This window comes from Alitibacter langaaensis DSM 22999 (assembly GCF_003096995.1).
Taxonomy (GTDB): domain Bacteria; phylum Pseudomonadota; class Gammaproteobacteria; order Enterobacterales; family Pasteurellaceae; genus Exercitatus; species Exercitatus langaaensis.
Genome location: NZ_QENU01000003.1, coordinates 77739 through 98778 on the forward strand (window position 1 = coordinate 77739; position 21040 = coordinate 98778).

At 41.8% G+C, this 21040-nt stretch carries 18 protein-coding genes; 8 read left to right on the top strand and 10 right to left on the bottom strand.

All coding sequences use genetic code 11. From position 1 onward, the window contains the following. Window positions 1–82 precede the first annotated feature (82 nt). The gene (pepT, locus tag C8D76_RS03260; RefSeq protein ID WP_116631377.1) at window positions 83–1309 is read right to left on the bottom strand and encodes a peptidase T; all 1227 of its coding nucleotides are present in this window, start codon (window positions 1307–1309) and stop codon (window positions 83–85) included. A 296-nt stretch (window positions 1310–1605) separates the two neighbouring features. Between pepT and potA the strand changes: the two genes are divergently transcribed. The 4 genes from potA (at window position 1606) to C8D76_RS03280 (ending at window position 5568) form a co-directional block, all read left to right on the top strand. Continuing rightward, window positions 1606–2715, top strand: coding sequence for a spermidine/putrescine ABC transporter ATP-binding protein PotA (gene potA, locus C8D76_RS03265; RefSeq protein ID WP_243405797.1), 1110 nt, complete (start codon window positions 1606–1608; stop codon window positions 2713–2715). Next, window positions 2702–3556 carry a spermidine/putrescine ABC transporter permease PotB gene (gene potB / locus C8D76_RS03270; protein ID WP_116631379.1) on the top strand — a complete coding sequence of 285 codons (855 nt, stop codon included), beginning with the start codon at window positions 2702–2704 and terminating at the stop codon, window positions 3554–3556. Before potA ends, potB begins: the two co-directional genes overlap by 14 nt. Further along, the gene (gene potC / locus C8D76_RS03275) at window positions 3556–4326 is read left to right on the top strand and encodes a spermidine/putrescine ABC transporter permease PotC (protein ID WP_116631380.1); all 771 of its coding nucleotides are present in this window, start codon (window positions 3556–3558) and stop codon (window positions 4324–4326) included. Before potB ends, potC begins: the two co-directional genes overlap by 1 nt. A 147-nt stretch (window positions 4327–4473) precedes the next feature. Next, window positions 4474–5568 carry an extracellular solute-binding protein gene (locus C8D76_RS03280; protein WP_116631381.1) on the top strand — a complete coding sequence of 365 codons (1095 nt, stop codon included), beginning with the start codon at window positions 4474–4476 and terminating at the stop codon, window positions 5566–5568. 146 nt (window positions 5569–5714) lie between these two features. Here C8D76_RS03280 and rlmKL read toward each other — a convergent pair whose 3' ends face one another. After that, window positions 5715–7853: a bifunctional 23S rRNA (guanine(2069)-N(7))-methyltransferase RlmK/23S rRNA (guanine(2445)-N(2))-methyltransferase RlmL gene (rlmKL, locus tag C8D76_RS03285; RefSeq protein ID WP_116631382.1), complete on the bottom strand. Its 2139-nt coding sequence runs from the start codon at window positions 7851–7853 to the stop codon at window positions 5715–5717. A 154-nt stretch (window positions 7854–8007) separates the two neighbouring features. Between rlmKL and argA the strand changes: the two genes are divergently transcribed. After that, complete coding sequence (argA, locus tag C8D76_RS03290) at window positions 8008–9330, top strand: amino-acid N-acetyltransferase (protein WP_116631383.1); 1323 nt, start codon at window positions 8008–8010, stop codon at window positions 9328–9330. A gap of 45 nt (window positions 9331–9375) precedes the next feature. On the opposite strand, the gene birA is transcribed toward argA, so the two are convergent. Continuing rightward, window positions 9376–10323: a bifunctional biotin--[acetyl-CoA-carboxylase] ligase/biotin operon repressor BirA gene (birA, locus tag C8D76_RS03295; protein ID WP_116631384.1), complete on the bottom strand. Its 948-nt coding sequence runs from the start codon at window positions 10321–10323 to the stop codon at window positions 9376–9378. A 145-nt stretch (window positions 10324–10468) separates the two neighbouring features. Between birA and guaB the strand changes: the two genes are divergently transcribed. The 3 genes from guaB to C8D76_RS03310 all read left to right on the top strand — a co-directional run bounded on the left by guaB (window position 10469) and on the right by C8D76_RS03310 (window position 15036). Then, window positions 10469–11935, top strand: a complete 1467-nt coding sequence (gene guaB, locus C8D76_RS03300; RefSeq protein WP_116631385.1) for an IMP dehydrogenase — start codon at window positions 10469–10471, stop codon at window positions 11933–11935. A gap of 139 nt (window positions 11936–12074) precedes the next feature. Further along, a complete protein-coding gene (gene guaA, locus C8D76_RS03305) occupies window positions 12075–13634 on the top strand; it encodes a glutamine-hydrolyzing GMP synthase (protein ID WP_116631386.1) in 1560 nt (519 codons plus the stop codon). A gap of 202 nt (window positions 13635–13836) precedes the next feature. Beyond that, complete coding sequence (locus tag C8D76_RS03310) at window positions 13837–15036, top strand: tyrosine-type recombinase/integrase (protein ID WP_116631387.1); 1200 nt, start codon at window positions 13837–13839, stop codon at window positions 15034–15036. Window positions 15037–15050: 14 nt separating this feature from the next. Here C8D76_RS03310 and C8D76_RS03315 read toward each other — a convergent pair whose 3' ends face one another. The 7 genes from C8D76_RS03315 to C8D76_RS03340 are packed head-to-tail and all read right to left on the bottom strand — an operon-like array spanning window position 15051 to window position 21016. Next, window positions 15051–15500 carry a hypothetical protein gene (locus tag C8D76_RS03315; protein ID WP_116631388.1) on the bottom strand — a complete coding sequence of 150 codons (450 nt, stop codon included), beginning with the start codon at window positions 15498–15500 and terminating at the stop codon, window positions 15051–15053. An 11-nt stretch (window positions 15501–15511) separates the two neighbouring features. Next, window positions 15512–16000 carry a hypothetical protein gene (locus C8D76_RS03320; RefSeq protein ID WP_116631389.1) on the bottom strand — a complete coding sequence of 163 codons (489 nt, stop codon included), beginning with the start codon at window positions 15998–16000 and terminating at the stop codon, window positions 15512–15514. A 1-nt stretch (window position 16001) separates the two neighbouring features. After that, window positions 16002–16178, bottom strand: coding sequence for a hypothetical protein (locus tag C8D76_RS09890; protein ID WP_165814337.1), 177 nt, complete (start codon window positions 16176–16178; stop codon window positions 16002–16004). Then, window positions 16178–16522: a hypothetical protein gene (locus C8D76_RS03325; RefSeq protein WP_116631390.1), complete on the bottom strand. Its 345-nt coding sequence runs from the start codon at window positions 16520–16522 to the stop codon at window positions 16178–16180. Before C8D76_RS03325 ends, C8D76_RS09890 begins: the two co-directional genes overlap by 1 nt. Beyond that, entirely contained in the window at window positions 16523–17011 is a 489-nt protein-coding gene (locus tag C8D76_RS03330) for an enoyl-CoA hydratase (RefSeq protein ID WP_207774994.1), read from the bottom strand. Beyond that, window positions 17001–17687 carry a DUF4376 domain-containing protein gene (locus C8D76_RS03335; protein WP_207774995.1) on the bottom strand — a complete coding sequence of 229 codons (687 nt, stop codon included), beginning with the start codon at window positions 17685–17687 and terminating at the stop codon, window positions 17001–17003. Before C8D76_RS03335 ends, C8D76_RS03330 begins: the two co-directional genes overlap by 11 nt. After that, a complete protein-coding gene (locus C8D76_RS03340) occupies window positions 17684–21016 on the bottom strand; it encodes a TipJ family phage tail tip protein (protein WP_116631391.1) in 3333 nt (1110 codons plus the stop codon). The genes C8D76_RS03335 and C8D76_RS03340 overlap by 4 nt, the downstream gene beginning before the upstream one ends. Window positions 21017–21040 lie beyond the last annotated feature (24 nt).

Sequence of the window (21040 nt, forward strand, 5' to 3'; positions counted from 1 at the left end):
CGAATTAGTCTGCCCTTTATCAATTTATTTAGCCCAAAGTGCGGTCAAAAAATGAAATATTTTCTGCTGCACAAAATCGACATTATTTCACCGCTAATTCCGCAATTTTAACAATCGTTTTTACTGCGCATTCCATCCCTTCCAAGCTAATTAATTCGTGTTTGCTATGGAAATTATAGCCGCCAGTAAAAATATTCGGGCAAGCTAATCCTTTCTCTGCAAGCCACGCGCCATCTGTTCCGCCACGAATTGGCTTATGCAAAGGGTCGATGCCACATTCACGCATTGCTAAATCCGCCAACTGGATCGCTTGTGGTACTTTCTGAACTGTCGCATACATATTTTTATAGCTATCTTTAATCTCCAACTCCACTTTTTGACGCAATCCTTTTTGCTGATTAAAACGCTTTACAGCCTTTTCCATAAAGGTTTTGCGCGCATTAAACTGAGTTTCATCAAAATCACGAATCAAATAATGTAATTCCACTTTTTCCACATCACCCACAAAGCGGTGTAAATGGAAAAAGCCTTCTTTTCCTTCTGTTTTTTCAGGGGTTTCATCAACGGGGAAAACTTGCTGAAATTCACAGGCTAAAGTCAGTGCATTGATCATTTTCCCTTTCGCTGAACCTGTATGAATATTGCGCCCGTGAATGGTGACTTTGGCACTTGCGCCATTGAAATTTTCGTATTCCAATTCCCCCACTTCTCCGCCATCAATTGTATATGCCCAATCGCAAGGGAAATCTTCCATTGGGAAATAATTCATCCCTAAGCCAATTTCTTCATCTGGCGTGAAAGCAACACGGATATGACAATGTGGTATGTTCGTTTGTTTTAGCAGCGAAAGTGCGGTCAAAATTTCTGCAATTCCTGCTTTATTGTCAGCGCCAAGTAAGGTATTTCCATCTGCAACAATTAAGGTTTTGCCAACAAGTTTATGGAGAAAGGAATAAAAAACAGGGCTGATAAATTCTTCACCAATGCCAAGGGCAATATCCCCACCACGATAATTTTCGATCACTTCCGCGCGCACATTTTTTCCGCTGCACTCAGGCGAAGTATCCAAATGGGCGATCAATCCAATGGTAGGCGTATTTTCTACATTGGCTGGCAAAAGTGCGGTCAAAATCCCGTGTTTTGTCAGCTTAATGTCTTCTAACTCAAGAATACGTAACTCTTGCTCTATTTGTTTGGCTAACTTTAATTGCCCTTGTGTGCTAGGCGATGACTTCGCCCCTATTTTAGATTGGGTATCAAATTCGATATAACTTAAAAATCGCGCTAGCAACGCATCACGAAAATCCATATATCCACCTTAAAAATGCCGATAATGCTGTTAAATCTACCAATTTTTTCATTGCATTTTTTTGATATATAACAAGATTTTTCTAAAATTTAGGAAAAATTCCCATTTTCATACGCTAAATCAATTTTTTTCATAAAAAAATCTCGGCATAGGGCAATAATGACTTTCATTTATCCCCTGTTGGCTTTATCATAACAGCTTAATTTTATCTTGGGGTCTGTAAGTTATTTACAGGCATTTTTTTCGACTTTGTATTCTTGCAAGAATTCCTTAGCAAGGTGGAGAAATCAAAGCTAGTGGAAACAACTAAAAAACCTATCGTTGAGCTTCGTTCATTAAAAAAGGCTTATGGCGATAACACAATTATTAATGACTTTAACTTAACCATTAATAATGGTGAATTCGTGACAATTCTCGGCCCTTCAGGTTGTGGTAAAACAACCGTTTTACGCTTAATCGCCGGTTTTGAAGAAGCGAATGGTGGTCAAATTATTATTGATGGTGAGGATGTAACAAACATTCCTGCTGAACAACGCCATGTGAACACGGTGTTCCAAAGCTATGCGTTATTCCCGCATATGACCATTTTTGATAATGTGGCATTTGGTTTGCGTATGCAAAAAGTAGCCGAAACTGAAATTAAAACACGCGTACTTGATGCATTGCGTATGGTGCAGTTGGAAGAAATGGCAGATCGTAAGCCAGCCCAACTTTCTGGTGGTCAACAACAGCGTATTGCCATTGCGCGTGCTGTCGTGAATAAACCCAAAGTATTGTTATTAGATGAATCGCTCTCCGCATTGGATTACAAACTACGTAAACAAATGCAAAATGAGTTGAAATCATTACAACGTCAATTAGGTATTACCTTTATTTTTGTGACCCATGATCAAGAAGAAGCCTTGACCATGTCAGACCGCATTATCGTGTTGAGAAAAGGGAATATCGAACAAGACGGTTCACCGCGTGAAATTTATGAAGAACCGCGTAACTTATTTGTCGCCAAATTCATCGGTGAAATTAATATCTTTGATGCCACTGTTATTGAACGTGTTGATGAACAGCGTGTGCGTGCAAATGTAGAAGGTCGCATTTGTGATATTTATGTTGAGCAGCCTGTTCAGCCAAACCAAAAACTCAAAGTTTTATTACGTCCTGAAGATGTATTGCTCGAAGAACTGGATGATGATGAACACACAACGAAGATCATCGGTTATATTCGTGAACGTAACTATAAAGGCATGACGTTAGAATCAACCGTTGAACTTGAACACAATGGCAAAATGGTGTTAGTCAGCGAATTCTTCAATGAAGATGATCCAAATATCGATCACTCGCTCGATCAACGTGTCGGTGTAACTTGGATTGAAAAATGGGAAGTGGTCTTAAACGATGAAGACGAATAAATTTCAGAAAATTGTCGTTGCCATTATCTTTGCTTGGCTGATCTTCTTTGTATTTGCGCCAAACTTTTTGGTGTTTTTAGTCAGTTTCTTAAGCAAAGATTCAAGTAACTTTTATGCATTGCCATTTACCTTTGAAAACTACACGCGCCTATTTGAACCACTTTATGGTACGGTGGTGTGGAATTCATTGCGTATGTCAGTTATTGCAACGGTGTTATGCCTTGTCATTGGCTACCCATTTGCATTTATGATGACGAAAATCAATGCCAAATATCGCCCACTTTTAATGTTTTTGTTGGTACTTCCATTTTGGACAAACTCATTAATCCGTATTTACGGCATGAAAGTCTTTTTAGGCGTGAAAGGGATTCTAAATGAATTTCTGCTTTCTATTGGTTTAATTAGTGAGCCCATCCGTATTTTAAATACAGAAGTGGCGGTTATCATTGGTTTAGTTTACTTACTTTTACCATTTATGATTCTGCCGTTATATTCTGCGATTGAGAAATTGGATTTACGCTTACTAGAAGCGGCAAAAGACTTAGGTGCGAATACATTCCAACGCTTTATCAAAATCATTATTCCACTCACAATGCCGGGAATCGTGTCAGGTTGTTTATTAGTATTACTTCCTGCAATGGGTATGTTCTATGTGGCAGATTTACTCGGCGGAGCGAAAGTATTATTAGTGGGTAATGTGATTAAGAGCGAATTCTTGGTATCGCGTAACTGGCCATTTGGTGCGGCAATCAGCATTGGTTTAACCATTTTAATGGCATTATTAATCTTCGTTTACTATAAAGCGAATAAGTTACTGAATAAGAAAGTGGAGTTAGAATAATGGGTCGCATGCTACGTAGTTTCTTTATGTTGGTTGTGTACGCCTATTTGTACATTCCAATTATTATTTTAGTGAGCAATTCTTTTAACGCAGACCGCTATGGCTTAAGCTGGAAAGGATTTAGCTGGAACTGGTATGAGCGTTTATTTAACAACGATACCTTAATCCAAGCTGCCGTCCATTCTGCTGTTATTGCCTTTGTTGGCGCAACACTTGCCACCATCATTGGCGGTTTAACGGCTATTGCGCTTTATCGCTATAAATTCCGTGGTAAACAAGCCGTGAGCGGTATGTTATTTGTGGTCATGATGTCGCCTGATATCGTTATGGCAGTATCTTTACTCGCCTTATTTATGATTGTGGGCATCTCATTAGGCTTTTGGTCATTATTATTGGCGCACATTACTTTCTGTTTACCGTATGTGGTCGTCAGCGTGTTCTCTCGTCTAAAAGGCTTTGATGTGCGTATGCTTGAAGCAGCACGCGACTTAGGGGCAAGCGAGATCACCATTTTACGCAAAATCATTCTGCCACTCGCCTTGCCAGCGATTGTGTCAGGTTGGTTACTCAGCTTCACCCTCTCGCTCGATGATGTTGTGGTATCGTCTTTTGTGAGCGGGGCAAGTTATGAAATTTTACCATTGAAAATTTACTCATTGGTAAAAACTGGGGTAACGCCTGAAGTGAATGCCCTTGCCACAATTATGATCGTGTTATCACTATTATTAGTGCTAATCGGACAATTAATTGGACGCAAAGGCAAAGCCTAAAAAACTCTGGCTAGACAGACCGCACTTTGTACCTTAAAATAACGCCCGACCCAAAGCTAGTCACTAGCCCAAAGTCAGGCGTTTTTTTATGTCTTCCCATTAGGAAGATGGATAGTGGTAACACTCTTATTATTGGAGAAAATCTAAATGAAAAAATTAGCAGGTCTTTTCGCAGCTAGCTTAGTCGCTGTTGCGGTTACAGGTTGTAATGACAAAGAAAGCAAACCTGAAGCAGCAAACAATGCAGCAGCGCCGGCCTCTGACAAAGTCGTGAATCTTTACACTTGGACTGAATATGTGCCAGATGGTTTACTTGATGAATTTACTAAAGAAACGGGCATCAAAGTAAACGTATCTAGCCTTGAATCCAACGAAACCATGTATGCGAAAGTGAAATTACAAGGTGCTGGTGATGACGGTTATGATGTTATCGCACCATCAAATTACTTCGTGTCAAAAATGGCTCGTGAAGGAATGTTAAAAGAATTAGATCACAGCAAATTACCTGTGATTGCAGAACTTGACCCAGATTGGTTAGACAAACCTTACGATAAAGGCAACAAATACAGCTTACCGCAATTATTAGGTGCGCCAGGTATTGCTTACAACGTAAACACTTATAAAGGCTCAGATTTCACCTCTTGGGGCGATTTATGGAAACCTGAATATGCGGGCAAAGTGCAATTATTAGATGACGCTCGCGAAGTGTTCAACATTGCTCTACTTAAATTAGGTTTAGATCCAAACACCACTAAACCAGAAGAAATCAAAGCGGCTTATGAAGAATTATTGAAATTACGCCCAAATGTGCTTTCATTCAATTCAGATAACCCAGCAAACTCATTTATTTCTGGCGAAGTAGAATTAGGTCAATTATGGAACGGCTCTGTTCGCATCGCGAAAAAAGAAGCACCAGGCACCATTGATATGGTATTCCCGAAAGAAGGTCCTGTATTATGGGTTGATACCTTAGCCATTCCAGCTAACGCAAAACACCCTGATGCGGCGCACAAATTGATCAACTACTTATTAAGTGAAAAAGTGGCTGAAAAATTAACATTAGAAATTGGCTACCCAACTTCTAACCTAAAAGCGAAAGCAAAATTGCCTGCTGAAATCACTCACGATCCAGCAATCTACCCAACTGCAGAAGTATTACAAAAATCATACTGGCAGGATGATGTTGGTGAAGCGGTTGAGATTTATGAAAAATACTATCAAGAGCTAAAAGCAGCAAAATAATCACTGCGAAAACAAATAAGGGCGAACCAATATGTTCGCCCTTTTGCTTTTTAGATTTAAACTAACGCCTAAAAAAGCAGAAACTAACCGATATTCACTAAATCAACTCAAAGTGCGGTCAAATTTCGCATAGTTTTATGTTTTATTTAGGCTCGTTTCAAAATCCAGCAATTATGAATTTGCTTATTGCGCTCGAAATCTAGTGGTAATGTTTTAGCGGAAATTTCCACCGCACTTAGTCCTAATTCAGCCAGCCCTTCAAAATCCATTTTAAAGCCACGTTTGTTATTTGAGAACACAATCGTGCCATTATCGCGTAAAATGCGTTTTAAATTTTTCATCAATTTAATATGATAACGTTGCACATCCCAGCTGTCTTCCATACGTTTCGAATTGGAAAATGTTGGAGGATCCACAAAAATTAAATCGAATTGACGATCACAACGCTCTAGCCATTGTAAACAATCGGCTTGGATTAATTTATGTTGTTTGCCGTCCAGCTCATTCAAAATTAAATTCTGCTCTGCCCAGTTCAAATATGTGTTCGACATATCCACCGTTGTGGTCGATTTTGCGCCGCCCAAGGCTGCGTGAACCGTTGCCGATCCCGTGTATGCAAACAGATTTAAGAAATCCTTGTCTTGCGCCATTTCGCCTAGCATTTTGCGGGTTAAACGATGATCCAAAAACAAGCCAGTATCCAAATAATCCGTTAAATTCACCCACAATTTCGCGCCATATTCGCTGACATAAAAATACTCGCCTTTGTTAGCTAATTTTTCATATTGATTTGTCCCTTTTTGTTTTTGGCGCACTTTTAAAATCAATTTATTGGTTTCCACGCCAGTCGCAGAAAGGGTTGCGGTTACCGCATCTAATAAACGCTGACGCGCCTTATTTTCATCAATATTTTTAGGCGCGGCATATTCTTGCACCACAATATGATCCGCATAACGATCCACCGCCAAATTATATTCCGGCAAATCGGCATCATATAAACGATAGGCATCGATGCCTTGCTGTGTTGCCCATTTTTCAATTTTTTTAATATTTTTTTGTAGGCGATTGGCAAAATCTACGGCAACCTGACCTTGGGCAGAATTTGTGAGATTTTCCACCGCACTTTTTGCTTCTAAAGTGCGGTCAGAGATTTGATAATTTTTTTGAACACAATCCAAAGGCCCATTTTTCGCTTTAAATTGACGATGAGAACGCATACGCAAACAATCTAACAGCCCATCTTCAGAGCTAAAAATAGACGCATTCCAGCCTGCAAATTGTTGTTTTAAACGTTGCCCGAATACGGAATACAGCGCAATCAAAGCAGGCGCGGTTCCCAAACGTTCACCGTAAGGCGGATTACAAATCACCGTGCCTTTTTCTGCATCCACTGGATTTTTTAACGCGGCAATATCGCCTTGCTTAAATTTGATCAGCTGCGCCACACCTGCATTTTGCGCATTTTTTTGTGCTTTTTGTAATACACGATGATCCAAATCAAAGCCATAAAAATGCGGTTGCGGGTTCTTGTTAAACTCGGTTTCAGCCAAGGCAACGGCTTCTGCTTTCACTTTATCAAAAGCGGCTTGATTATGCCCTTTCCAAAAATCAAATCCCCAGTGCATACGGTGTAACTGCGGCGCAATTTTAGCTTCAATTTGGGCGGCTTCGATCAGTAAGGTTCCTGAACCACACATTGGATCAACTAATGGCGTCCCCACTTTCCAGCCAGAGCGCAGCACAATGGCGGCGGCTAAGGTTTCGCGCAAAGGCGCAGCGCCAGTATCTTCACGATAACCACGAAAATGCAAGGCATCGCCGCTCAGATCTAAGGAAACAATCAGAGTTTCGCGGTTTAAATAGGCATGAATACGCACATCGGGATTTTCTTTATCTACGCTCGGGCGCGTTTTGCCATTGCGTTCAAAATAATCCACAATGCCATCTTTCACACGCATAGCGCCGAATTGACTGTGGCGAATTTCACGGTTCGTGCCGTTAAAATCCACAAAGAAATGCACACGTTCATCAAATAATACCAGCCAATTATAGGCGACAATCGCGCCATATAAATCCAGATCACTATAAACTTTAGTCTCGATCAATGGCAACAGCACTCGAGATGCCAAGCGCGACCATAATAATACGCGATATTGGGTTTCATCATCCGCCATAAAATGCACGCCGCCTTGCGCGACTCGGCATTCAGTTGCTCCCAATTCGGTTAATTCAACTTTTAATAATTCTTCAAAACCACGCGCAGTCGTGGCAAAAAGTGCTTTCATTTAGATTCTCTCAGTAGAAAAATTTGCTGAATTATAGCAAACATGCGATAAAATGACCGCACTTTACTGGCGTATTGCGTAAAAATTTACTTGCATATTTGTTAAAATGCATATAAATTCAAAATAAGTGAATAAATATTTAAATGAGGGCGTTATGCGTAGCACTGAATTAGTCCAATGGTTTAGACAATCTACACCTTATGTCAATATGCACCGCGGCAAGACTTTCGTGATTATGTTAGACGGAGACACCATTGCGAGCGAGAATTTTATCAATATAATCAGTGATATACGACTTCTTCACAGCCTTGGTATTAAATTAATCATTGTCTTTGGCGCGCGTTATCAAATTAACGAACTCCTTATCCAACACCAAATTTCCCCTGTTTATCACAAAAATATCCGCGTGACGGATTTACGCACGCTTGAGCTGGTGAAACAAGCCGCGGGTAAACTCAATTACGACATCACTTCTCGCCTATCAATGCGCCTGCCGCATTCGTCTCTGCTCAATGTGGTGAGCAGTAATTTTATTCTTGCGCAGCCCATTGGCGTGGATGATGGGGTGGATTATCTGCTAAGCGGCAAATTACGCCGCATTGAAGTGGAAAATATCAAACAGCAGCTAGAGAAAGATGCCATTGTTTTAATTGGCCCTGTCGCCCCTTCGGTGACTGGGGAAAGTTTTAATTTGCCCTTTGAAGAAATCGCCACGCAAGTCGCCATTAAACTGAAAGCAGAAAAATTGATTGGTTTTAGTTCAACGCAAGGGATTTTAGATGAGCAAGGCATTTCCATTCCCGATCTCTTGCCGCAAGATGCCGCACAGCATTTACAAAAGCTCATCGAACAAGATCAATATCATAGCTCGCAAGCCCGTTTTTTACAGGCGGCGATTGATGTCTGCCGTGCAGGCGTGCATCGTTCTCATCTTTTGAGTTATGAAGAAGATGGCTCATTGTTGCAAGAATTATTCACCCGTGACGGTGTGGGCACGCAGCTTTCTATGGAAAATTCAGAGGATATTCGCATTGCAACCGCGCGGGATATTCCAAGCTTGCTCGAATTGATTCATCCATTAGAGCAACAAGGCATTTTGGTCAAACGTTCGCGCGAACAGTTGGAAATGGAAATCAACCGTTACACCATTATCGACCGAGATGGCGTCATCATTGCTTGTGCGGCATTAAATGTGTATGAACAAGAAAAAATGGCGGAAATGGCTTGTGTCGCTGTTCATCCTGATTATCGCAGCTCATCCCGTGGCGATGTATTGTTAGAAGAAATTCAAAAACGCGCCAAAAATCTTGGCATTGAGAAACTGTTTGTTCTCACCACCCGCACGGTGCATTGGTTCCAAGAGCGTGGTTTCCGTATGGCAAATGTGGAAGATCTGCCAAAAGAAAAACGTGAACATTATAATTATCAGCGCCGCTCAAAAATTTTGATTAAGCCGTTAAGCGAAGAAAATAGTTAAATTTTTGACCGCACTTTTATAAGCGAGTATAAGCTAGACAATGCCCTAGCTTATTTTTCGCCTTAAGGACACTTCGCCGCCATTGAAACTGAGCCATTGTTCGCCATTATTCACCGCTAATCGCAAATAGCCACGCTCATCAATGCCTTGCTCAATGCCTGAAATCGTCTCTTTTTCGGTGATGATATTCACTTCTTCCCCCCAAAAGGCGTCACGTTCAAGCCATTTTTGCCGAAATTCGGCGCTGATACCTTGCTGCTCAAACTCATTTAGCGCGCTAAATATTTCTTCAAGCAACGTGCAAATCAGCAAAGTGCGGTCAATTTTCGGCAAAATTTCATTCAAATTTGCCCAAGGCTGATCAATTTGATTCTCTTCTTTAGGCATCGCCACATTCATTCCCACACCAATAACCAGATTGATTTTGCCCTCTTCTGTGTTGGCAATTTCGATCAGAATCCCCGCCAGCTTTCGCCCGTCAAGCAACACATCGTTCGGCCATTTCAACATAACGCCCTTCGCCCCTAATTTACGCAGACCCTCATAAATCGCCATACCAACCACTAAACTGAGCCCGTCAAGGGGCTTGTGCGCGTCCACCTGCCAAATCAGACTGAACATAGCAAGGCTGGCAAAAGGCGATTGCCATTGGCGCCCACGCCGCCCACGCCCTGCGGTTTGGTGTTCTGTAATACAAATATCGCCTTTGTTAAGCCGCCCTATATTGGCGAGTAACAGCTGATTTGTGGAATGAATAATCGGACGATAAATAACTTTATTCTGAGCAAAAACTTGCTGAATTTTGACCGCACTTAGCAATGCCGTCTGTGGCATAATTTTGACATTGCCATAGCTAGTATCAATTTGCACCCCTTGCGCTTGCAGCTGTTGAATTTCGGCGAATAACTGTTCATCATTCAGCGTTAAAAGTGCGGTCAATTTTTCAAAAGAATGTGGCTGACAATCAGCCAAAAGTTCTAAGAGTGAAAGCATAACAATCCTTAAGGGAAACGATTGGCTTATTTTTACCACAAACAGCAAAAAAGATGAAATTTTCCGTTCACAACGGGGGGCAAAATCTGTATAATCCATCCGCAATATTTTTAACATCAACTTCATTTCAAGAGAGAATATTGCAATGGCATTACGCATCAAACAAGAAGCTTTAACCTTCGACGACGTTTTACTCGTTCCCGCTCATTCAACTGTGTTACCCAATACAGCTGATCTTTCCACCCAACTCACCAAAGATATTCGCCTAAACATTCCTATGCTTTCTGCGGCGATGGATACCGTTACCGAAACCAAGCTTGCGATTTCCCTTGCTCAAGAAGGCGGCATTGGCTTTATCCATAAAAATATGACCATTGAACGCCAAGCTGATCGTGTGCGTAAAGTGAAAAAATTTGAAAGTGGGATCGTTTCTGAGCCAGTCACTGTTTCGCCTGATTTAACCTTAGCGGAACTCGCAGATCTTGTGAAGAAAAATGGCTTTGCGGGCTACCCTGTGGTGGATGCAGAAAATAATTTAGTGGGGATCATCACGGGTCGTGATACTCGTTTTGTGAAAGATTTAAGCAAAAAAGTGTCGCAAGTGATGACACCAAAAGAGCGTTTAGTCACCCTGAAAGAAGGGGCGACGCGTGATGAAATTTTAGCCTTAATGCACAATCACCGTGTGGAAAAAGTGTTATTAATTGATGATAACTTCAAGCTAAAAGGGATGATCACCGTAAAAGATTTCCAAAAAGCGGAACAAAAACCGAATGCTTGTAAAGATGAATTTGGACGTTTGCGTGTTGGTGCGGCTGTTGGGGCTGGTGCAGGCAATGAAGAACGCATTGATGCCTTAGTCAAAGCGGGCGTGGACGTGCTATTAATCGACTCTTCACACGGGCATTCCGAAGGGGTGTTACAACGTGTTCGTGAAACCCGTGCTAAATACCCTAATTTACCGATTATCGCAGGGAATGTTGCCACCGCAGAAGGGGCAATCGCACTCGCTGATGCGGGAGCAAGTGCGGTGAAAATTGGTATTGGCCCAGGCTCAATTTGTACCACTCGCATTGTAACAGGCGTTGGTGTGCCACAAATTACCGCCATTGCCGATGCGGCAGAAGCCTTAAAAGACCGTGGAATTCCTGTTATTGCAGACGGCGGTATTCGCTACTCTGGCGATATTGCCAAAGCTATCGCAGCAGGTGCAAGCTGTGTAATGGTTGGCTCAATGTTTGCGGGAACCGAAGAAGCCCCAGGCGAAATTGAACTCTACCAAGGGCGTGCATTTAAATCTTACCGCGGTATGGGATCGTTAGGTGCAATGAGCAAAGGTTCTTCCGACCGCTATTTCCAATCAGATAACGCTGCGGACAAATTAGTGCCAGAAGGCATCGAAGGACGTATTCCTTACAAAGGTTTCTTAAAAGAAATCATCCACCAACAAATGGGGGGCTTGCGTTCTTGTATGGGCTTAATGGGTTCTGCCACCATCGAAGATCTCCGCACTAAAGCACAATTTGTACGCATCAGCGGTGCGGGCATCAAAGAATCGCACGTTCACGATGTCACCATTACCAAAGAAGCCCCTAACTATCGTATGGGTTAATGTTCACAAGCGGTGAGATTTTGCAAATTTTTTGTAAAATTTGACCGCTTGCAGATAAAGATAAATGCAACCTTAAAGCGATAACTGAATACAACTTGTCGCTAATGAAGTTTAGCCATACAACATCAAGAGAGAATCAATGAACAACATTCACAATCATAAAATTTTAATTTTGGACTTCGGTTCACAATATACGCAATTAATCGCACGCCGTGTGCGTGAAATTGGGGTTTACTGCGAGCTTTGGGCGTGGGATGTGACCGAAGAACAAATCCATGAATTTGCCCCAACGGGGATTATTCTTTCTGGCGGCCCTGAAAGCACCACGGAAGAAAATAGCCCTCGTGCGTCTGAATATGTCTTCAACGCTGGCGTGCCAGTGTTAGGTATTTGCTACGGAATGCAAACAATGGCGATGCAATTAGGCGGTTTAACAGAAACCTCTGATCATCGCGAATTTGGCTATGCTTCCGTTTCTTTACAAAATTCGACCGCACTTTTCGCAGGCTTAGAGAATGGCGAACGCAAGTTAGATGTTTGGATGAGCCACGGTGATAAAGTAACAAAATTACCACCGCACTTTCAAATTACTGGGGTTACGCCAACTTGCCCAATTGCGGCGATGTCTGATGAAAATCGCCATTTCTACGGCGTGCAATTCCACCCAGAAGTGACGCACACTCAAAAAGGCTTAGCACTATTAACCAACTTCGTTGTGAATATTTGTGGCTGCGAATGTCAATGGACGGCAGAAAATATTATCGAAGATTCCGTGGCTCGCATTAAAGCACAAGTGGGCGATGATGAAGTTATTTTAGGCTTATCAGGCGGCGTGGATTCTTCCGTAACCGCTTTGCTGCTGCATCGTGCCATTGGTAAAAACTTGCACTGTGTTTTCGTTGATAACGGCTTGCTTCGCCTAAACGAAGGCGATCAAGTGATGGAAATGTTTGGCGATAAATTCGGCTTAAACATCATTCGTGTCAATGCCGAAGATCGCTTTTTAGATGCGTTAAAAGGCATTGATGAGCCTGAAGCCAAACGCAAAATGATCGGTAAAGTTTTCGTGGATGTTTTCGATGATGAATCCAAAAAACTCACCTCTGTAAAATGGTTGGCACAAGGCACAATCTACCCTGATGTGATCGAATCCGCAGCAAGCAAAACGGGCAAAGCTCACGTGATCAAATCGCACCATAATGTAGGCGGCTTGCCCGATTATATGAAGTTGGGATTAGTGGAGCCATTGCGTGAATTATTCAAAGATGAAGTCCGCAAAATCGGCTTAGCTCTTGGACTGCCCGCTGAAATGCTAAACCGCCACCCTTTCCCAGGCCCGGGATTAGGCGTGCGAGTATTAGGGGAAATCAAAAAAGAATACTGCGATTTACTACGCAAAGCCGATGCCATTTTCATTGAAGAGCTTTACAACTCTGGTTGGTATGAAAAAGTAAGCCAAGCCTTTACCGTCTTCCTCCCTGTAAAATCCGTTGGCGTAATGGGCGATGGGCGAAAATACGACTGGGTGGTCTCACTCCGTGCAGTCGAAACTATTGATTTTATGACCGCACATTGGGCCCACTTGCCTTACGACTTGCTCGGCAAAATCTCCAACCGAATCATCAACGAAGTCAATGGCATCTCCCGTGTTGTTTACGATGTTTCAGGAAAACCCCCAGCAACCATTGAGTGGGAATAAAAACCCCGCATTTCATTGCTATTCAATTCATTTCAAAAATAACCCAAAGCCCTGTTATTACAGGGCTTTTCTATTTCACTGCATTTCATGCTATTCCATATTAGTTTATTTTTCTAGCGTATTTTTTGACGGTATAGTATTGCTAACACCGACAAAAAGATCGAAAATACCGTCATCCATTAAACGGTAAAAATGACGAAAAATGCTAACAGATACAAAAATAAAATCTCTAAAACCTAAAGACAAACTTTATAAAGTAGCAGATCGTGACGGGCTTTACGTCACTGTGTCGGTTACTGGTACGGTAACTTTCAGATACGACTATCGCATAAACGGCCGACGTGAGACACTTACTATTGGTAAATATGGTGCTGATGGGATAAACCTTGCTGAAGCTCGTGAGCGTTTGATGATCGCGCGAAAACAAGTAAGTGAGGGAATTTCGCCGGCAGCCCAGAAACGAGCTGAACGTAATCAGATTCGCAATGCAGATCGCTTCTGTGTATTCGCAGAAAAATATCTTGCGGATGTTCAATTAGCCGAAAGCACTAAAGCCTTACGCGTTGCAACTTATGAACGAGACATCAAAGACACGTTTGGCAACCGTCTTATGACAGAAATCACAACGGATGAAATTCGCAGCCATTGCGAAAAAATTAAAGAGCGTGGAGCTCCATCTACCGCTATTTTCGTGCGTGACTTGATTGCTAATGTTTACCGGTATGCAATTCAGCGTGGGCATAAATTCACAAACCCCGCTGACGCAATCGCTAATTCATCTATTGCCACATTTAAAAAACGTGAGCGCACATTAACGCCGCGAGAAATTCATTTATTCTTTAATGCCCTTGAAGAAACGCAATCAGATTTTGGACTCAAAAAAGCGGTTAAATTTATTTTGCTCACGCTCGTACGAAAAGGCGAGTTGGTTAATGCTAAATGGGATGAGGTGGACTTCAAAAATAAAGTATGGACTATTCCTGCTGAACGAATGAAAGCCGGACGTGCTCATAATGTTTATTTGTCTGAGCAAGCGATCGATTTAATCGTGGCTTTCCAAATTTATTCCGAGGGGTCGCCTTATTTGTTACCAGGGAGGGTCAATCGCCAACAACCTATTGCAAGCAGCTCACTTAACCGAGTAATTGCTAATTGCATTAAGCACATTAACCGTAATGAGCAACTTATTGATGATTTTACCGTCCACGATTTACGCCGCACTGGCTCTACTTTATTGCATGAGATGGGGTTTAATAGTGATTGGATTGAGAAGAGCTTAGCCCACGAACAGCAAGGCGTGCGAGCTGTTTATAATAAAGCAGAATACGCACAACAACGAAAAGAAATGCTGCAACATTGGGCTAATAAAGTTGATGAATGGATAAAAGGCGTTGACCTATAAGGGTTAGCGCCGAATTAAACCGCCGAACCTGGCAAGGCGGTAGGAAACGGATCGCTCGTTGGATAACTAAGCAGATACGTTCGCAAATACTCGTACTCAGTAGCCGGTAAGCTCCGGATTTGTATCCAGCTCTCATCGGTTGCAGATGTCAATAGTAACTGCCCGACTATACTTGTACCGTCTTTAGTTACTGCACCACCGATCGCCATTTGCGAGCGAAATCCATTAGGTAACCGGGTGACGTTGATTTTTTGCGAACCTCTTAATCCTTGAGCTATGGAGAAAGTATCCCATGCTCCACCACCAAACCCGATATAACACATATTTCCGATACGCCTTACTAATACATGTCCACTTAGCAAATTGCTAGATGTTATTTTACGCCACCCAGTATCTTGAGTTATACCAAGTAGGCTTTTAATATCTCGACCAACCTGCGCGGCAAATTTTTCTAAATTTAGCATTAGTCTACCCCTTAAGCGGTTTTAGCTTGATTATAAATGGCGAGCAGATCCACCGACAGTGCAGCTTCGAGTGTGTCTAATCTTGTACCTTGCTCGGTTAACTTTTGGGTGATAGCAGACACCGCAGAACTGCCGTCTTTTAATGCTTGTCCTAGCTCTCTAAGTGTATCTAAATCAGATGACACCTCGCCTCCAAGCAGGTCATTCTTAGCTTGCGTTACGGCTGTGTTGATTGCTGCGTCAATAGCATCTGTTACCGCTTTGGCTGATAATGCACCAGTTTCACTCGATGTGTCCGAAGTGATTTCAGCACCACCGCTTGCTACTGGACGAGTTGCAATTTCGTTAATCGCCAAAACAAGATTTGTTTTAGCCGCTGTTGATAAACTCTCAAGCGAACCAATAAGTAGCTCAAGTGTTTTCATATCCGTGCCGATTTTGGTTATCAACACGGTTAAAGATTGGGTTAATTTGTTTAAGGTTTCTTCTGATACTGCCATTTTATGCCTTTGATATATTGTAAATTGCTAAAAAATCAGGTATTTCAACCTGATTCTTGTCACCTTCACCGCCTGTCGTTATCACTCTTACATCCGATATTTTTGCAACAATCGGTTGATTCTCTGTGACAACCACTTTGATCGACGGGTTTTCTTGATCTTCGATTTTTACTTGCATTACCGCTCCAATTTAGTCACATCATGCACTAATGTAATCTGTCCCTCTATAATCGTTTTGATTCTTCCATCGGTAAATTTGAGCTGTAAATCATAATCGGCTATCTTCCACTGTTGATTTTCAGTTAACGAGTGATGGATAGTGAGTAGCATTTGCCCCTGTTCCAAAATCTCAATGCTTTTGTCTGTGGTAGAGAGTGATAGCACGATTTCCTTGCTTTTGGCTACGGCGTGCAAATCTGCACGCTCTAAATCCGATAGATCAAAAGGTGAGCCGTCCTGATTACACAATGTTAAAAGGCGACTTTCATCGTCCCCCCTTTTTAACCTGATAGATAATTTCATTTAGCAATCCCTTTTTAGTATTGCGGACAAATCATTTGGACTAAATCGCCAAGCCTCGCCAAAACCCAACGACTCTGCACAAAATTCCGAACAAAAGTACTTACGCTTGTCTTGATTGCATTTCAGCACTACACCGATTGCGCCAAGCCAGTCGTATTTTTTACCTTTGGTTTTCTCAAAATATTGTTTAATTTGTTGTTCGGTGACATCTTTTAATGGAATCAAATCCCACTTGCCACTATCAATATCAATCTGCTTACACCGCACGCCGCCATCACGGATAGATGAGCTATAACAATCATAGACAATCTCGTGCTCGTAGTGACTGCCGCTTAACCATCGTTGTCGCTTAATAGCTATTTCACAGTGGCTATATTTACCCCTAGTAAGATTGCGAGTGAGCCAATCCCCTAACCGGGATTTCCAGACTTCAAAACCTGTTCCGCTGCGATTGCCTTTGTACAAGGCCAGATAAACCCTATTCTCCATGATACACCTCTCTCCAACCTGTGCTGTAATCATAATCCTGTGGATTTTCCGCTTCTAACATTGCTAATCTATGCTTCTCGGCATTAGCGAAATCCGCCTGCTCATTGGCGAGCATGGCAAGTGACAACTCGTTAAGCAGCTCTTTTGTCATGGTCACAAAACTATTATCCATCGTTTTCCACTGTGTTGGTGGGAATTCTGGAAGAGTGCGCATGAAAGTGTACTGCTGACGACTTGCGTCATCAGTATGAAACCATTTATCTACGCTCTTAACATATACACCTAAACGACCATTCTGATAGCGCTTCTGTTTAATACATTCCCAAACTTGGGCTTGTTGCTGGGCTTTCAACTCAATCTTTTTGTCATCATCAATAACCCATTTAGAACCACTCCAAGAATGATGCGGCGTTGGTCTTGGACTAGTCGCAAATGAACTCGGAACTGCACCAAGCTTAAGATGCTGAAAGGGTAAGCCGGATGTTGCGTCATAGTATATTCTATGCCGATTATCTTCCATATATACCCAACCTGTTTCGGTCATTACTATAGAATACCCCTCTCGTTTTTTAGGGGGTGTTTCTATGTATTCGAAGTCAACTGGTATATAATTTTCATCAACAGTTTTACTGTCAATTAAAATATTTTCTTGATCCGTAATATAAACTATCATCATGAACTCCTATACATGATTAATGTTGTTATAGTTGTCATCCAATTTTTTTCACTATCCACAGTTTCAGATAGAAAAGTGGCTGAGCGACCAGCTGGCAAATAATAGATTGCGTGACCAGCCGACAAGTGGCACCCAAAAGACCTTGTGTTCGTGTTAAACCATTGCGTAGTACTTAGAATTACTTGCCCGTTAACCTTAATAGTGTGCACCATGCTATTGCCGAACCTGTTATTCAATGAGACAGGTATAGAGCTATTCCCTCGTTGAATGTTGTAGTTACTAATCATAACAATCATTCTATTGTAATTCGCCGCATGAACTGTGACGGGAGAATAACTATTAAGCGTGACGCTTGACATTAAATCGCCGACTATTCGATCTGCGTAAACAGTGCCTGTGAATGTACCGTTAACTCCGCTAATGTTGCCGCCGATGATATTTGGTGCTGCGATGGTTTCGCCGGCTCTGATGTGTTTACCTTGTATCGAGCCTTCAGCTAGTAAATCGCCACTGATTGCTACTTTACCATCAACGACAGACAACATAGGTATGACGTTTCCATCATTAGCGTCTTTAACTACACCGAACTTATCTGCCATGACAATCACACTACTTTCAATGTTGTCCTCATCGCCTAATGTCCCCATTGTGATACCAGCTATAGCAGTACGACCACCAGAAAGAGTCTGAGTCTTAATTGTTTGCATAGCGCTAACCCTGCCTTCAGCATTTGCAGCAGCTTGCGTTGCTATTGATATTTGGGCTTGTGCGTCGTTTACAGTGGCGTTAATTGTGTCAATGCGCTTACCAAATGCACTATCTACGTTAGCCAGTGTATTCTCTATGCTTTCAATTTTTGAAGAAACAGACTCTTGCACGGCATCAGCAATATCACTTTGCAGACTCTCAATCAAATTTTCACCCAATTCAGTTTTAGTGATTTTACCGTGCAGATATTCCGTAATCGCGGTAGCATCTCGGCTTGGACTTCCCTCCACAGCAGTTGTAAATCGCCCTGCATTATCCCCATCAACCATTCGCCCCCAAAACCAAAAACGGTCATTCAGACTTAACCCCGAGTAAGTATAGCTATTTGTTGGATATGCTAAGCTCACGAGTTTGCGCGCATTAGTAAATTGATTGTCTGCACTTACCCAAATTTCAATAGCCGTTTTAGGGTTAGCAAAAATCGGGTTGCGCCAATTTAGCTCAATAGCGAACATTTTCGGTACCGTGACTAATTCACTGACCGCTAAACGAACCGTAAATGTTTTGTTTACAGGGTCGGATAATTGCCCTTGTGCATTTTTAGCCCGGACTTCCGCGATATAATCACCATCAGGCAAGTCCACAAAGGTTATTGTTGGCGAGGTCAAATTGTCATATAGCTGATAAAAATCGCCATCACGATAAAGTTTAATTTGATATTTAACCATCGCACTATTTTGTACAATAGCATCAAAGCTTAACTCAATACCGTCGCTATTGGCTTGTACTGATACGTTGTCCACTTTACGCAAGCCGCTTGTTGTTAGTGTGGTTTCTCTCGGTTCAAATACCGCCCCATTATCAACGATAGCTTCTTTCTGTGGTTCATGTTGTAGAGCAACGATAGTATATTTGCCTTTATCATCCTCACTAATAGACAGGCATTTAAATAACTGCACATTGATTTGTTGTGTAGTCAGAGACCAAACCGCATAATTACTTAGGTCTTCTGGCTCGCTATCTAATACCGCAATATTGCCATTTTCAATACTTAAAATGCGAATATCTTTATGCTTACCCTCTGCATTAATGTAAGTAAAATGACTGTTACCCGAAAGTTCAATCTCGCGATCTAATGTCACTTTACGTCCGTTAATACCTAAGACGCGACCGCCTATATTTGTGGCGGCATAATCGCTGTCTGCCACACGGATAACATCACCGGGTATGTGCATCAAACCTTCTGCTCCCACACTAAAGGTTACTGTTTTTGTTTCAAGGCGTTCTGTTTCTAAAATCCACTTTCCTGTACGATGTGCCTGACCTCTTGATGTACAGCCAAACGCAGTGACTTTTTTAATATTTAGTCCATAGCGACGAATTAAAGAGTCATCAGATACAACCTCCACTTTCTTTTCATAACTATCGGATGCGTCTATATATTCCACGTGGATTTCATTATGGCGAGCTTTCATTGCAGAATATTGATAGCTAAATTCACCATTTACTACATTGGCATTAGTGTAAGTCCAAACGGGGTCGGTTGGTCTATCCATTACGACGGTAAACTCTCGCCCATTCCATACTGGCATTGCTCTAAAAATTGAGCAAATATCATTAATCACATCATAGGCTTTACGTTGCTCCACAAGCCACGCATTACAAGTAAAACGAGGCTCTTTTCCACCAAAACCATCAGGCACCATTTGATCACAATATTGAGCAACTTGATATAATGTCCATTTATCTACACTAAATTCACCTAAGCGTTGACCTAAACCATAACGTTTGTTAGTCATCAGGTCATACAACACCCATGCAGGGTTATTTGACCAAGCTACTTTGAATGTGCCATCCCATAACCCTTCATAAGTGCGGTTAATTGGATCGTAATTACTCGGTATTTTGAGCTTAATACCATAGATTTCATAGTTGCGATTAGGAATTGAACCAAAATATTCTGAGTCAAATTGGATACCAACAAGTGCGGTATTAGGATAAGTAAATTGTGTTTCAATGATTTCCGTATAACTTGACCAAATAGTGTTATTTTGCAAACGTTGACTGGTACTATCTTCTGTTAATCGTTCCACTCTTACTTGAAAAGGTACTGGTGGTAAATTGCCATATTCAAACTGACGTAAATATTGTGAACTGTATTTCCCCTCAATAGTGACTGGGTAAGTCTGATCGCCAATAATTACATTCAAATCCACTCTAGCGCCATTTGTGTCGCCTTGATCATTTTGACTAAATAGCGATTGCACTCCAAGGGTTAAACGCAAACGAGATACTTTGCTGTCGGTAATTGTGCGGGTAATTGCCACCGCTTTACGCACTTGCGCACTTACTGCAACTTCCTTTTCGGATGTGTTAAACCCTTCCATTATGTCTTGGTCTTGCAAGCCAATACGACCTTGAGCATCAACATTATTAAAATTGTAGCTATCATTGCTAGCTTGAATCGGAGTATTATCCAAAAATACGGATTTTACACCATCCACTAAACCTTGAATTTCACCTTCAGAGATAATTTCAACGATGTTTACTAGCTGTTTTGAGCGTCCGCTCTCTGGTGCTTCAACAGGCGTACGACCGCCTCCACCTCCTCCGCCACCCATAATTTACTCCTTAACTAAAAATAA